We start from the raw sequence: 14,114 nt of genomic DNA on the forward strand, positions 1-14,114 counted from the left end.
GCGGGTATCAATTGGGCATTTCCGGGATACCCGCGGCTAGCGCCATCGGCTCACTTTACGGTCGCATGCGACCGAGCGATCGGCTATGGCTGTCGCCCCCTACCGAGCAACGCTACGATGCGTTTTCGTGTTTAACCGCGTGGGCAACGCCCCGCGTGTTTTTTGAGTGCCGAGCGCGCGACCCGATGGGCACGCGGTTTAACGTTACCCGGCCATTCGCGAGATGCGATTGTGAGGCTGGGCTAATTCGTCGGCGGTTGGCGTGTAGCGGTACTGCATCAAGTACGCGTCTTCAATGGTATCCTCATAGAAGTCACGGAGCACCGAGATAGCACGGAAGCCAATCTTCTTGAAAAACAATTGCGCTTCGAGATTCGTTTCGCGGACTTCTAGCATGATCCGGTTTCGCCGTTCCTGAGACAGTTTGCCCAGCAGCTTGTGAACCATCGAATCAGCAACCCCTCGGCGGCGAGCGTCGGGATGAACAGCGAAGTTTAAAATGTGTAGCCGATTCTTGTGCAGTTCGTAAATCATGAACCCGACCACTTTGTCGTCAAGCTCAGCAACCATGCCAATGCAATTGCGTTGGCGAAGACAACGAATAAAATCTTCTTCTGTCCAAGCGTATTCGAAACTACGATTCTCGATCGCCAATACCGCTGGCATATCACGACGAATCATCCAACGAATGTGAACGCTGACAGATGCTTGTTTGGTATCCACGCTGGACTCCTTTCCACCGAAATGAACCATTTTAACTGCGAATCACTGCCATCGTGGCAATGATTGCTTGATTAAAATGCGCCGCAACCAACGACGAATCCGGAGAATAACAGAACATCCAAAATGGACCAATACAGAACGCTGCAGGTTCTGAAAGTTTTTTTGGGAAAGTGGCCCGGGCTTCTTGCATGGGGTTGGTTGCCTTCCCAGGCTGGAAGCCTAGGCCACGTTCCCAGGCTGGAAGCCTAGGCCACGTTCTCAGGCTGGAAGCCTTGGTTGCCTTCCCAGGCTGGAAGCCTGGGCCACATTCCTGGGCGGGAAGCCCAGGGCAGGGTTAAAAGAAAAGAAAAGAAAAGAAACCGCGTGATGTGCGCACCATCACGCGGGCAAGCAAATCGGTTGACTGGTCTCTGCCCTCGGCGGTTACCGGCGGCGACGGTCCTTTGCGGTTGTCCTTTTCAGGTCGCCAAAGACTTTCGCGTTCGGTTTTTCGCTCCCGACGTTTGACACGGGTCGTTGCTTTGCTACAACAAACATGCTGCATGCTTGCTCGATCGTCAAGCAAAAACGATTGCAAAACAAAGCTCCGCCTGCAAGGAGGATCATGCCACCGCTAGGGACGGCAAAGCTTAACATGCAGAGGAGCGTTGTTGGTTTTCTTAGCCATTATGGCGATGGTCAAAACGCCCAATCCGCTCTAGCCCCAATCCGCTCTAGCCCCAATCCGCTCTAGCCCCAATCCGCTCTAGCCCCAATCCGCTCTAGCCCCAATCCGCTCTAGCGATGTCCAGCGAGACTCCAACCCGAGACACTCATGCTTTCTGTATCAAGCACTGACGCACAACTTCCTTCGCCGATACCGAGCGGGTTGGATCGCTATCGTGATTACAAAGAGATTGCGCGCGGTGGCAACGGGGTATTGTACTCTGCGTTTGATCAAGTCATCGGCCGTGCCGTCGTCATTAAGGCTCTGTTGCCCTCCTATCGCCCCGACCGATCCTTCCGTCGACGTTTGCTGCGAGAAGCCCGAGTCACCGCGCTTCTACAACATCCCGGGACCGTCGCGGTGTATGACATCGGTGAAGACGAGGAACTAGGGATTTACTACATCATGCAGCGGATTTCGGGCGAGAGTTTCTTCGATGTGCTGCGCAGTATCGCACGACGCGAGCCGGATGCCGAAGAGGCTTACCCGCTAAGACGAAGGATCGAGATTGTCCACAATGTTTGTCAAACATTAGCATCTGCACATGCTCGCGGCGTGATCCATCGCGACGTCAAGCCTGGCAATATCTGGGTCGGTAATTTCGGTGAAGTCCTGCTGCTCGACTGGGGGGCAGCCAAGGTATGGGGGGAAGCCTCTTTCCCGAGCGATTCGAAGTTGCCACCCGCTCGCCGCCGACATGTAATCGAAGATTCCTTGTCGACCGAATTGGTCAAGCACCAATCGACGAATTATGACCTGCCGCCATTGACACCCGCCCAGCAATTGATTGGAACGCCAACCTACATGTCGCCCGAGCAAATCGGCAATCGGGACATCGACGACCGCAGCGATATTTTTTCAGCCGGAGTGTGTCTCTACGAAGCGATGGCGATTGCCGAGCCCTTTCGAGGCAAAGACGAAGAGGACACGTTTGACAATATCTGTTCACGCCAACCAACACCGCCGAGTCAGCGTTCACCCGATCGCGGTATCCCCCCACAAGGCGATCTTGTCTTTGCCAAGGCGACTAGCAAGCAGGCTTCCAATCGCTACCAAACGATGCATGAATTCATTGCAGATCTTGAATCACTTCGCGACCATTGCGAGTTGCCATCGCACGCCAAATCGGCAAATCAATCGAATCGGTAACCGACGCGACACTGCCGTCGACTTTGGCGGTGTTTACGAGCCCGACGTGATGACTTCGCGATGTGATGATCGCGTAAGTCGGGTTGCCAACCGAACCATTCTTGCCCTCTTGCCAAGAATTGAAGTCGGTTTGCTCATACGTTTGATTGCCATTGGTAAACGATACGTTGCTGTTGGGCGGCATCGCCGCAGTGAACCCCGTGTGATGAACGCGTCCATCAGGCCATTCGGTGTGCCCGGTATCCTTGAACTGGTCACCACTGGCGACGATCGCTTCGGCTTCGCTTTGGTTCGCAGGGATGGTTGTCGATGCGGGGCCCCCATTGCGTTGATAGGGTGTCCACGCTTTGACCTCGGCAATCAACAACGTGTGGCTGGTTCCGTCAAGGCAATCCCGGAAATCGAGAAACCGATTGGGGAAAAACATGCCGTCGCCCCCCTTCTGCGTCGATGGGTCATAAACAAACCAACGTCCAAAGTTGAATCCGTAGTTCGTTGGATAGAGGGCCGGTCGATTGTCCGAAAAAGTACGCACTTGGTCGCTGAGGGGATCGCTGGGGCAAGCAAAGACCGGGATCTTTACCCCGTCGATGGCGGACTGGTTATCCCACGCGATCGACAAATCGACCCTGTCGAAAACGTTTTCCTGTTCAAGGAATGGCAAGATCCGACCATGGACGCCCCAGGATCCGTTGTTACCCGTTGTCGTCGTGTCAAGATCAACAATCGCGGAAGGTGGAAAACTCTTGAAGGCGCTTTGATAGTTGTGGCAAGCCAATGCGATTTGTTTGAGATGGTTGCTGCACTGCATCCGTCGAGCGGCCTCGCGGGCGGCTTGCACCGCAGGCAAAAGCAGACCGACGAGAACGCCGATAATGGCGATCACGACAAGGAGTTCGACGAGTGTAAATGCAGTACGCTTGGTTGACATTGAAATCTCTTCTTCTCGTTTTTGTGTGAGACTGGTTGGAACGTGGGCTTTCGCCGATTCACGCTTCTTACGGAATCGCCTAAAGGCTGGACTCCAACGTTGCAATCGAATGCGGATGCGGACAACCGTAGTCCCCTTGGTTTTAAACTGCAATTGGCGACGTCATTTTCGTCTCAAGTGGCGGATTTTCCGCCGTCGAAGATTCGTTAGAATCAGTGTGTGAACATGCAACTCTCCTATCGATCGCTTCGTCTACGGCTACTCGTTCCGATTCTTGCAACCGCGATGTTGGCCGCTCTGCTCGTTTCGGCGGCATCCTACTTTCTCGGTAACCGCTGGGCCGACGAGCAATTGCGAGATCGCTTCACGGGTATCCAGAAAACGATCGCGGATTCTCGCTTCCCACTGAACGGTCGGGTGCTCGACTTGCTGGCCGAATTGACTCGAACGGAGCTAATCGCTTTTGATGAAAACGAAAAGATTCGCTATTCGACGGTTGGAATGGGGAGCGAGCAAGAACAGGTTGTTGAGGCCCGAAAGACGAGTGGTGCAAAACAGATTTCCCTCGCCATCGACATGACAAACGGTGACGCTGAAAAGAAATACCGTCTCTTGACTTTTTCGACGGTCGGGGGGGCGTCGCGGCCTGATCGCGTCGCCAGTATCGCAGTGCTTTTTGACGAAGCCCATTTCGAGGCGACTCGCCGTCGTGCTTCGGTCCTAGCCCTCGCAACGGGTTTGTCGACCATTTTTGCGCTCAGCTCCATCACATTGTTTTTGACTTCGCGTTTGGTAGGACGTATCCGCAAACTGCAACGACGGGTCGAAAAGGTTGCGGATGGTGACTTCACCTCAACGGTGTCGGACCACATCGGCGATGAGATCGGACAACTCGGCCAAGCGGTCGATTCAATGGCGGGCCAACTTGATACCCTATGGAAGCGAATCCACAGCCAACATCGAGAAAAGCTGCTCCACAAGATTGCAAGTGGAATGGCACACCAACTTCGCAACAGTCTAACCGGGGCGCGAATGGCAGTGGAGCTGCATGCTGCGGATTGCAATTCTTCCGACGACGAAGGGATCCGCGTCGCCATTCGTCAAATTGAATTGTCCGAAGACTATGTCCGCCGATTGCTACTCGCGCAATCGGGAAAACAGGACAAAGACCGACCCGCAAGGGTGATGATTTGTTTTGAAGATATCCGGATGAGTCTTTCGCCAATTGTTCAGCATCTTCGAGTCGAAATGGATTGGCATATCGGTGATTCTGTAGAAGACGTGGTGATCTCCGATGGCCCCTCATGGACCGCCGCGGTCACCAATCTGATTGACAATGCGATTCATGCAAGTCGAGAGGTATCGGTTTTGCTGGAAAAAATCGAAGGCGACCCCACGACCGGTGCGGTTCCGCTGTTGCGCGTGGTCGTCAGCGATCGTGGACCAGGGATTGACCAATCGATTGCGGCGGAGTTGTTCGAGCCCTTCGTGACGTCAAAACCCGAAGGGATGGGGCTAGGATTGTCGGTTGTCCATCGCACCGCGGAACGGTTTGGTGGGCAAGTACGTTTTCGACGCAAAGGTGAGCGAACGATCTTTGAATTGGACGTTCCAATCGTGGACGAAGCAGGGGAGAAAACAGAATGAACGCTACGGTACTTGTTGTTGACGATGAACCCTCTATTTGCTGGGCTTTCGAGCGTATGCTGCAAGGCGAGGGGCACCACGTGCTCACCGCGTCGTCGGCGGAAGAAGGGCTCCGCTTGGCAAACAAACACCCGGTCGACCTGGTCATCCTCGACGTTCGATTGCCGAACGAGGACGGCATTTCTGCATTGCCAAAGTTCTTAGCCGCTACCGACAATGCCCCGGTCGTGATCATCACCGCTTTTGGTGATTTGGAAACCGCCGTGGCGGCGGTCAAAAATGGTGCAACCGATTATTTGACCAAGCCGTTCAAACTCGAAGATGCACTGCGGATTTGCCGTACCTGTTTGCGAACGTCGTTTCGTTCAACAGCCCCTGTTGCGACTCAGTCGATGAATAGGGATGGTTCCGTCCTGATTGGCAAGTCGCAGGCGATGCAGTTTGTGTTTCGCCAGATTGCTTTGGTTGCCGATAGCGATTTGTCGGTCCTGTTGACTGGCGAAACAGGGACAGGCAAAGAGTTGGTCTCCGAAGCCATTCATCGGCACAGTCGCCGATCGAGTAAACCGTACATCGCGATCGCACCGGTTGCTTTAAACCCTGACTTAATCGAGAGCGAACTTTTTGGCCATGTCAAAGGAGCGTTTACGGGGGCGGCAGAGGATCGTGCTGGTTTGTTCGAGCAAGCGGATGGTGGCACCGTATTGTTGGATGAAATTGGCGATTTGCCTCCTGCAATTCAGGTCAAACTGTTGCGGGTTTTAGAACAAGGTGAGTATTGCCGAGTCGGTGAGTTCAAGCCGCGACGTGCGAATGTCCGCATTTTGGCAGCGACTCATCGCGATTTACAAAACGCGTGTCGAATGGGCCGTTTTCGTGAGGATTTGTTTCATCGACTTGCGGGCGTGCAAATTCATCTGCCACCGCTGAGGCAAAGAATCGAAGACATCGGCCCGCTCTGCCTACATTTCCTCACGGCGATGGACTATGCTGCTGCGGATGCCGCGATCGATGATGAGTTGCTCGCGGAACTTCAACAACTTGATTGGTACGGTAACATTCGTGAGCTGAAGAATGCGGTTGCTCATGCAGCCGTCGTCGCCCGGGGACGCCCGTTATCGATCGACGATTTTCCTTCGCAAATGGGACTTGTTGCAAAGCCTCGGCAGGCAACCGATCAGCCAACGGCTTCCATTGAGGAGGTGATTCGGGAGTGGGCGGAGCAGCAGCTTGAGGCGGAGGAATCGGCATCCGCACCCCTGCATCCAGAACTGTTAAGTCTCATTGAACCAGTGCTTTTTCAGGCGGTTCTCGATCATACCGGTGGCAACCGGGCAAAGGCGGCCCAGCGACTTGGCATTCATCGTGGAACACTGCGCGATCGATTGAAACTGTATCGGATGGATTAGGCTATGCAACGGTTAAGATCCAGCGGTGTTCGATAGTGGATCGGTTAAAGATCCCCGGGCCGCAAGATCTTTAACAAGATCCACCACCTTAATTCGTCAGTTTACGAACGGAATCGCAACAGGGCATACTTTCGTTTCCCGCGTCTCAGTACCATCACCGTCTCGCTCGCCAAATCGGCCTCGCTCAACCGATGGTTCATGTCGGAAACCCGTCGATTGTTCAGATAGACGCTTCCCTCTTTGATCGATCGTCTCGCTTCGCTGCCGCTGCTGACGAGTCCCGCGGTTTGCAACGCGTCGATGATCCAAAGCCCTTCGCCTGATAGGGATTTTCGATCCGCTTCACTGCTGGGCACATCGGCAAAGATTTGGCTCAACTGGGCATCGGTCGCTTTTTCAATTTCACCACCAAACAGAATACGCGTTGCTCGCTCGGCGGATGTTATCCCTTCTTCACCGTGAACGAGCCGTGTCATGTAGCTGGCCAAACGTTTCTGAGCGGCTCGGCGGCCTGGGTCCGCTGCCGTTTGCTCGCCGAGCGAATCGTATTCGTCTCGCTCGATCTCGGTCAGGTAGGCGATGCACCGCATCACGTCCGCATCTTCGACATTGATCCAGTACTGGTAGAACTCGTAGGGACTGGTTCGGTCGGGATCGAGCCAGACCGCTCCTTTTTCGGTTTTGCCCATTTTGCGTCCGTCGCTGGTGGTCAAAAGCGGAGCGGTCAAACCGAACAATGGTTTGCCCAGCATGCGGCGACCAAGATCAATGCCGGCGGTAATGTTGCCCCATTGGTCGCTGCCGCCTGCCTGAATGCGGCAATCGTGCTCGCGGCACAGGTGGACAAAGTCGTAGGCCTGCAAAAGCATGTAGCTAAATTCGGTATAGCTCAGGCCTGCTTCACTCTCTAGCCGCGACCGAACCGACTCCTTGCCCATCATCGCACCAACGGGAAAGTTTTTGCCGACATCACGCAAAAATTCGAGGTAGGAGTATCCCTTCATCCAATCGAAGTTGTTGAGTAGCTTTGCTCCACTATCGCCATCAAAGTCGAGGAACTGCTGCATTTGTTTACCGACTCCCTCCACGTTGGCCTGCAACTGTTCAGCGGATAACAGGTTCCGTTCTTCGCTCTTTCCGCTGGGGTCTCCGATCATTCCAGTGGCCCCTCCGACCAATGCGATCGGGCGATGTCCGGCGCGTTGGAACCGCCTGAGCATCATCACTTGCATGAGATGTCCGACGTGTAGACTCGACGCCGTCGGATCGAAGCCGATATAGATCGTTTGAGGCTCTTTCGCTAGCAGTTTTCCAAGTTCGGCTTCGTCGGTCGTTTGGTGGATCAATCCTCGCCAACGGAGGTCTTCGATTAAGTTCATTGTATTACTTGTTCGTGGGGGACAATCGGGCCATGATCGCTTCTGCGATGCGTAGATCCTCGGGATGTGTGATTTTGATGTTGTCGCTACTTCCGGAGACGATTGCAACCGGATGACCGATTCGCTCAACCAATTGGGCATCATCGGTTGCTGGATAGCCTCGATGCCGGTCGTAAGCTAACCGCAGCAAATCGAGCCGAAACACTTGTGGGGTTTGGGCAACCCAAAGCTCGCTTCGGTCGACGGTTACGCAACGATCGTTCGCGATAAGATCTCCTGCGGCGTTCGGCGTCGCGCGAACCGCTCGCTTGAGCGTACCGGTGACGGGCGTAGCCAAAATTGCGGCTCCCGTGGCGGTCAGCGCCGCAAAAATAGAGGATAGATCGGGGTCACCTATGAGCGGGCGTGCCGCATCGTGAATTGCCACGTACTCGATCGCCGCATCGTCGCCGATTGCTTCAAGCCCGCTGCGGACACTATCGGTTCGCTCTTGACCGCCTAAAACCCATTCAATTTTCTTCGCATCAAGAAAAGCGGTGTAGTCGTTTTGGAAAATCGTTCGGTCGGATTCGGAGACCGCGACAATGAGTCGCCCGATTTCAGGCCGACCGAGCAAAGCCATGGCGGAATGTACCCAGATCGGTACTCCTCGAATCGTCGCAAACAGTTTATTTTGGTGGCTTCCGAATCGACGACCGCTGCCCGCCGCCGGCAAAATCGCCGCAATCGTGCCATTTTTCGGCATGCTGGGGGCTGAGCGTGTCATCGATCACAGGATTCCTAGTAAATGAGATTTGAATGCGACCGTTAAATTATCGCTTCCGAGTCATCAAGGCAATCGTAAAGTTGAACGCAACTGCCTACAATTGTCGTTACCCTTTGCCCTCACCCTTTCTTAACGAACCTATTGTGGAGCTTAGCGACGATGTCAAAAACACACATTTCAAACACTCAAAAGCACGACGATTCAATGGAAATGAACACGAAGAGCCATTTTGCCAACGTCTGTTTGGCGATTACCGCCTTGGCGAGTGTGGCGGTTGCGGCCTATCTATTTGGCCAATCGACGTCGCAACCTCGCGTCATGTTTTCGCCCATTGAGGCGACCGCAGCAGAAACGAGCGAAAGATTCTCGATGGCAACCGGTCCCGTTAGCGATGACGCCGAGGGCTTGTTTTTACTCGACCACAACTCGGGGTTATTGCAATGCAATGTCATCTACCCGCGAGCCGGACGGTTTATGGCCAGCTTTTCGGCTCAGGTCGGCGAAGCACTTGGGGCTGGCGGCAAAGGTGGCCAATACTTGATGATGACGGGACTCGCCGAGTTTCGGCAATCGAGTGCCACACCGGCGGCTCCATCGGTAGTCTACGTCCTCGATACCGCGACCGGGAACTACGCCTGTTACGGCATCCCATTTAATCGCGTCCTCGTGAATTCCAATCGACCGCAGCAAGGTGTGATGCAACTCATTGCAACCGGGACCGCTAATCCAGTGATTACACGTGATCCGTCTCGGTAGTCGACTCCCCTATTCGCCACCTCTTCTCAAAGGATTGATTTGTGAGCCACGGACTCAACAAGGCTCAAGCCGAGGCTGTTAACACGTTGTCTGGACCCATGCTAGTGCTCGCCGGTGCTGGGACGGGCAAGACGCGGGTCGTGACGTTTCGCATCGCCAACTTAATCCGTCATGGTACGCCGCCCGACCGCATTTTGGCAATGACGTTTACCAACAAAGCGGCCGGGGAGATGCAAGAACGGATCGGCGAACTGATCGGTACGAAAAAGAAGCGTAAACCTCGTCGTGGTGAAGCGGACGATCCCAAACCGACAATCAGCACGTTCCACTCATTGTGCGTCCGGATTTTACGCCAGCACGCCAAGGCGTTGGGGTATCCAAAAAAATTCTCGATCTACGACCGCAGCGATCAGGAATCACTCGCCCGAGCGATTCTGCGTGAACTTCGGCTGCCCGGCACCGCTTTGAAACCGAGCGACATGCTGTCGATTATCGGCGGTTGGAAAAATCAATCGGTATTGCCCGATGAAGCGGCGATGATCGCTTCAACGGATAAGGAACACTTTGCCGCATCCGGGTATCGCCGCTATCAAAACGGATTGCGTGCGAGAGCGGCGATGGATTTCGACGATCTCTTGCTGAACACCGAACTGTTGTTCAAAGAACATCATGACATTCGCGATCAAGTCGCATCGCTTTACGATCATGTTCTCGTTGATGAATATCAAGATACCAATGGCAGCCAATATCGGATCACTCGCGATTTGACGTTCAAACATCGTAATTTTTGTGTTGTTGGTGATGATGACCAATCGATCTATGCTTGGCGCGGAGCCGATGTGACGCACATCTTGAACTTCAGCAAAGATTGGCCCGATGCCAAAGTGATCTGCTTGGAAGACAATTATCGCAGCACCGGTGCGATTTTGACGATGGCCAACACACTGATCCAATACAACACCGAACGACATGACAAGGTGTTGATCCCCAGTCGTCCCGATGGACGACGGCCAAGGATTTTGCAGCATAAAGACGAAACCGTCGAAGCAAAGCTGGTCGTGACCGAGATCACCGAGCTGATCGACAAAAAACATGTTCAGCCGCGTGACATTGCAATATTGTTTCGTACCAATGAACAACCACGTCTGTTTGAAACGGAACTACGAAAAGCGAACGTGCCCTATGTGATGATGGGGAGTCAATCTTTCTTCGATCGCCGAGAAATCCGTGACTTGTTGGCGTATTTGAAATGGATTGACCAACCCGACGATGAAATGTCACTGCTTCGCGTCATCAATACCCCGGCGCGAGGGCTAAGCAACAAAACGGTTCAATTGCTAATCAAGCGAGCGGTCGAGCGGGGGGTGCCGGTGTGGCAAGTGATGCAAAACAACTCAGCGATCGCCGACTTGTCACCAAGCGCCCGCCGAGGGATCGCCGAACTCGGGGCGCTCGCCGAAGATGTCCGCCGTCGGGCCGAAAACGATTCATTGACCGAAGCATTGCAAACGATGCTAGCCCGGACCGCCTACGCTGATGAGATCGCTCGTATCTACGACCAACCCGAAGAACGCGACGCACGAATGGCGTCGATCGGTGACTTAACCAATGCGATCGGAGCGTATCAAGACAATAGTAACGACCCGTCATTGACTGGATTTATCTCCGATATCGCCCTCTCCGGACGAGAAATGGGGAACGAGAAGGACAAGATGGCGGCCAAGAATTCGGTCTGGCTGCTGACGTTGCATGCAGCCAAGGGACTTGAATTTCCCTATGTGTACATGGTCGGAATGGAAGAGGGCATCCTTCCTCATAGCCGGAGCCTGAAGAGCGGTCGTGAAGAGGATATCGCCGAGGAAAGGCGTTTGTGTTATGTCGGAATCACACGAGCCCAAGAGATCCTGACGATGTCGATGGCGCTGACAAGAAGGAAATGGGGAAAGCCACGACCGACGATACCAAGTCCTTTTCTGTATGAAATCACGGGCAAAGCGGCCAACCCGAACCAGTATCGAAAAAAACGTAGCGTTCCACGGCGGTAATGCAGTGTCGGCTTGGTCGTCTTGTTCGCCATGATTTTCTTCAATGTCTACCGCGAACGCATCGTTAAGCAGCACGATTGACAGGCTGATCGACGATGTTGCTCGGTGCGGCGACTCGAGTGCGCCTGAGGTCTCGGATCTTCTCGGCGTGTTCGTGCAATTGGTTTTCTAGATCGCGGATGCGGTTGCCCGCTTTCACGTTGGCTTCTAGGCTATCCTCGAGTTCATTGTTGATGACTTCAATGTGCTTCATTAATTCTGCAACGCGAGCTTCAAGCGATTCGGTTACTGGTCCAAGTTTCTCTGCGACCTTCAGTTGGTTTTGTAGTTGCTGAATCGTTCGCTTTTGGTCGTCCACTCGCAACTCGATTTCCGCCTTCTGCCGCTTCGCAATTTCCAAGTCGTGGGTGATCGTTGCGGTTTCCTTCTGACGACTTTCAATCTCTTTTCGCAGACTGACAATCGTCGCTTGATCTTGCTCGATCGTCTTGTTCGCTTTGCTTAAATTGAGTTTGAATTGATCGCGAGTCTCAATGAGCAACTGGCGTTCTTCACCAGACGTCTTGACCTGCTGTTTGAGTTCTCGATTCGTCGTCTCAAGCTGCTGGCTTGAAACCTGAAGCTGCTTTTTGTCCGTTTCGAGCTGTTGGGTCAACAATTCGATCTTCTCGTTGTCGGTTTTGAGTTTTTGGTTGATCGTTTCAAGTTGCTGGTTCGATTCGGCAAGCTGGTTTTTGTCCGTTTCGAGCTGTTGGGTCAACGCTTCGATCTTTTGGTTGTCGGTTTTGAGTTTTTGGTTGATCGTTTCAAGTTGCTGGTTCGATTCGGTAAGTTGCTTTTTGTCCGTTTCGAGCTGTTGGGTTAACGCTTCGATCTTCTCGTTGTCGGTTTTGAGTTTTTGGTTGATCGTTTCAAGTTGTTGGTTCGATTCGGTGAGTTGCTTTTTGTCCGTTTCGAGCTGTTGGGTCAACGCTTCGATCTTCTGGTTGTCGGTTTTGAGTTTTTGGTTGATCGTTTCAAGTTGCTGGTTCGATTCGGTGAGTTGCTTTTTGTCCGTTTCGAGCTGTTGAGTCAACGCTTCGATCTTCTGGTTGTCGGTTTTGAGTTTTTGGTTGATCGTTTCAAGTTGCTGGTTCGATTCGGTGAGTTGCTTTTTGTCCGTTTCGAGCTGTTGGGTTAACGCTTCGATCTTCTGGTTGTCGGTTTTGAGTTTTTGGTTGATCGTTTCAAGTTGTTGGTTCGATTCGGTGAGTTGCTTTTTGTCCGTTTCTAGCTGTTGGGTCAACAACTCGATCTTCTCGATATCCGATTTCAGTTTTTCATTTGCCGTTTCGAGTTGGCCACGATTGGTTTCATGCTCATCGCGTTTAGCCGTCAGCTGATCCATCTGTTTTGCTTGTGATTCGATGGAGTGCTGCTGCTCGAGAATCGTTTGTTTGGCTTTTTGCAGTTCTTGTTCAAACCTCTCTGTCTGTTTCGAATGGACCTCTTGCTTCGACAAACGTTCTTGGGTCTTGCGGAGGTTGTCTTTCAGAAGTGCGGTTTCGCTTGCTAGTTCGTTGCATTGCGAATCGGATGTTGCCAGACGTTGCTGCAATTGAACAAGTTCTGTTTGTTTGACCGTGACAACTTCTTGTAGCGTAGCAAGTTCGCTCAGTTGTTCCTGGGACTGGCGGTTCTTGTTAGAGAGCGTTTCAATCTCTGCGAGATGTCGGTGGTTGACCTGCAGAAGTTGTTCGATTTTCTCTTTGGCCATCGCGAGGGCTTCCTCTTTCTCAGCGATCTGTTCTTGCAGTGGCAAGAGACTCTCGATTTGTTTTCCGAGTTCCTCCAATCGTGATTGCTTTTCAATGATATCGTTTGAAAGGTTATCAAACCGTGATTGTTGGTCGGCAATTTGCTTCGTTGACTCAGCGAGCTGGCTTTCTAACTCCACGATTTGTGAATCACGCTGTTTCACTTGAGCGCTGTATTGTTCGACTCGTTCGTTCCGTTTCGCCAGTTCGGCATCCCGCTGTGACAGATCCTTGATCCGCGCTGCGAGGGCTTCTTGAGCTTGTTTGTTAGCGACTTGAAGCTGGTCACGTTCGATGCATCGTTGCTTGTTGGATTCGCTTAGCCGAGCGATTTCTTGGTCCTGCTTATTTTGGCTATCGGTTTCTGTCGAGAGTCGGTTTTCGAGTTCCGTGTTTTTCTTAAGGACTTCCTGTAATTGATTCTTCAGCAGTTCTGATCGCTTACGTTCTTCGCGATGTTTCAATGCGGTCGCTTCGCGATCGTTTTCAAAGTCGGCGGAAACCACACGGAATTCTTCGATCGTTGCTTGTAATTGTCGGTTGCGATCGACCAATTGCTGCTGCTCCGCCTCCAGGGTTGCAAATTCTGCTTCCTTGGTCTTGAGCAGGGCCTGCAGTTGAGTGAATTGCTGTTTGCGTTGGCGAACAGCACCACGCGTTTTTACGTAGCGATCTTCACTTTCACGAAGTTTTTTTCGGTCAGTTGACGTATCGCGATACCACAACAGATGTCCAATTAGCAATCCGATAATCACGAATAGAAGAATCGAAAAAGCAGGTAATCCAAATAAGTCGGTCATCGCTAAA

10 protein-coding genes are annotated in these 14,114 nt (G+C 52.8%); 5 read left to right on the forward strand and 5 right to left on the reverse strand.

All coding sequences use genetic code 11. The annotated features are described in order from the left end of the window. Positions 1-204 precede the first annotated feature (204 nt). On the reverse strand, positions 205-723 hold the full coding sequence (rimI, locus tag Q31b_RS19000) for a ribosomal protein S18-alanine N-acetyltransferase (protein WP_231617691.1): 519 nt from the start codon (positions 721-723) through the stop codon (positions 205-207). Between the two features lie 814 nt (positions 724-1,537). Here rimI and Q31b_RS19005 point away from each other — a divergent pair. Beyond that, positions 1,538-2,578 (forward strand): serine/threonine-protein kinase, encoded by a 1,041-nt coding sequence (locus Q31b_RS19005; RefSeq protein ID WP_146601228.1) that lies wholly within the window; start codon positions 1,538-1,540, stop codon positions 2,576-2,578. Here Q31b_RS19005 and Q31b_RS19010 read toward each other — a convergent pair. Continuing rightward, positions 2,499-3,509 (reverse strand): DUF1559 domain-containing protein, encoded by a 1,011-nt coding sequence (locus Q31b_RS19010; RefSeq protein WP_146601229.1) that lies wholly within the window; start codon positions 3,507-3,509, stop codon positions 2,499-2,501. The genes Q31b_RS19005 and Q31b_RS19010 overlap by 80 nt on opposite strands. 225 nt (positions 3,510-3,734) lie before the next feature. On the opposite strand from Q31b_RS19010, the gene Q31b_RS19015 reads away from it, so the two are divergent. Further along, a complete protein-coding gene (locus Q31b_RS19015) occupies positions 3,735-5,156 on the forward strand; it encodes a sensor histidine kinase (RefSeq protein ID WP_231617692.1) in 1,422 nt (473 codons plus the stop codon). After that, positions 5,153-6,565: a sigma-54-dependent transcriptional regulator gene (locus tag Q31b_RS19020; RefSeq protein ID WP_146601230.1), complete on the forward strand. Its 1,413-nt coding sequence runs from the start codon at positions 5,153-5,155 to the stop codon at positions 6,563-6,565. The genes Q31b_RS19015 and Q31b_RS19020 overlap by 4 nt, the downstream gene beginning before the upstream one ends. Before the next feature lie 101 nt (positions 6,566-6,666). Here Q31b_RS19020 and tyrS read toward each other — a convergent pair whose 3' ends face one another. After that, the gene (gene tyrS / locus Q31b_RS19025) at positions 6,667-7,944 is read right to left on the reverse strand and encodes a tyrosine--tRNA ligase (protein ID WP_146601231.1); all 1,278 of its coding nucleotides are present in this window, start codon (positions 7,942-7,944) and stop codon (positions 6,667-6,669) included. Positions 7,945-7,948: 4 nt separating this feature from the next. Next, the gene (gene ispD / locus Q31b_RS19030; RefSeq protein WP_231617693.1) at positions 7,949-8,710 is read right to left on the reverse strand and encodes a 2-C-methyl-D-erythritol 4-phosphate cytidylyltransferase; all 762 of its coding nucleotides are present in this window, start codon (positions 8,708-8,710) and stop codon (positions 7,949-7,951) included. Positions 8,711-8,869: 159 nt separating this feature from the next. Between ispD and Q31b_RS19035 the strand changes: the two genes are divergently transcribed. Beyond that, positions 8,870-9,466, forward strand: a complete 597-nt coding sequence (locus tag Q31b_RS19035; RefSeq protein WP_146601232.1) for a hypothetical protein — start codon at positions 8,870-8,872, stop codon at positions 9,464-9,466. Between the two features lie 41 nt (positions 9,467-9,507). Then, positions 9,508-11,511: an ATP-dependent helicase gene (locus Q31b_RS19040; protein WP_146601233.1), complete on the forward strand. Its 2,004-nt coding sequence runs from the start codon at positions 9,508-9,510 to the stop codon at positions 11,509-11,511. A gap of 64 nt (positions 11,512-11,575) precedes the next feature. On the opposite strand, the gene Q31b_RS19045 is transcribed toward Q31b_RS19040, so the two are convergent. Then, positions 11,576-14,107 (reverse strand): hypothetical protein, encoded by a 2,532-nt coding sequence (locus tag Q31b_RS19045; protein ID WP_146601234.1) that lies wholly within the window; start codon positions 14,105-14,107, stop codon positions 11,576-11,578. Between the last annotated feature and the right edge of the window lie 7 nt (positions 14,108-14,114).

It is taken from the genome of Novipirellula aureliae (genome assembly GCF_007860185.1).
Classification (GTDB): domain Bacteria; phylum Planctomycetota; class Planctomycetia; order Pirellulales; family Pirellulaceae; genus Novipirellula_A; species Novipirellula_A aureliae.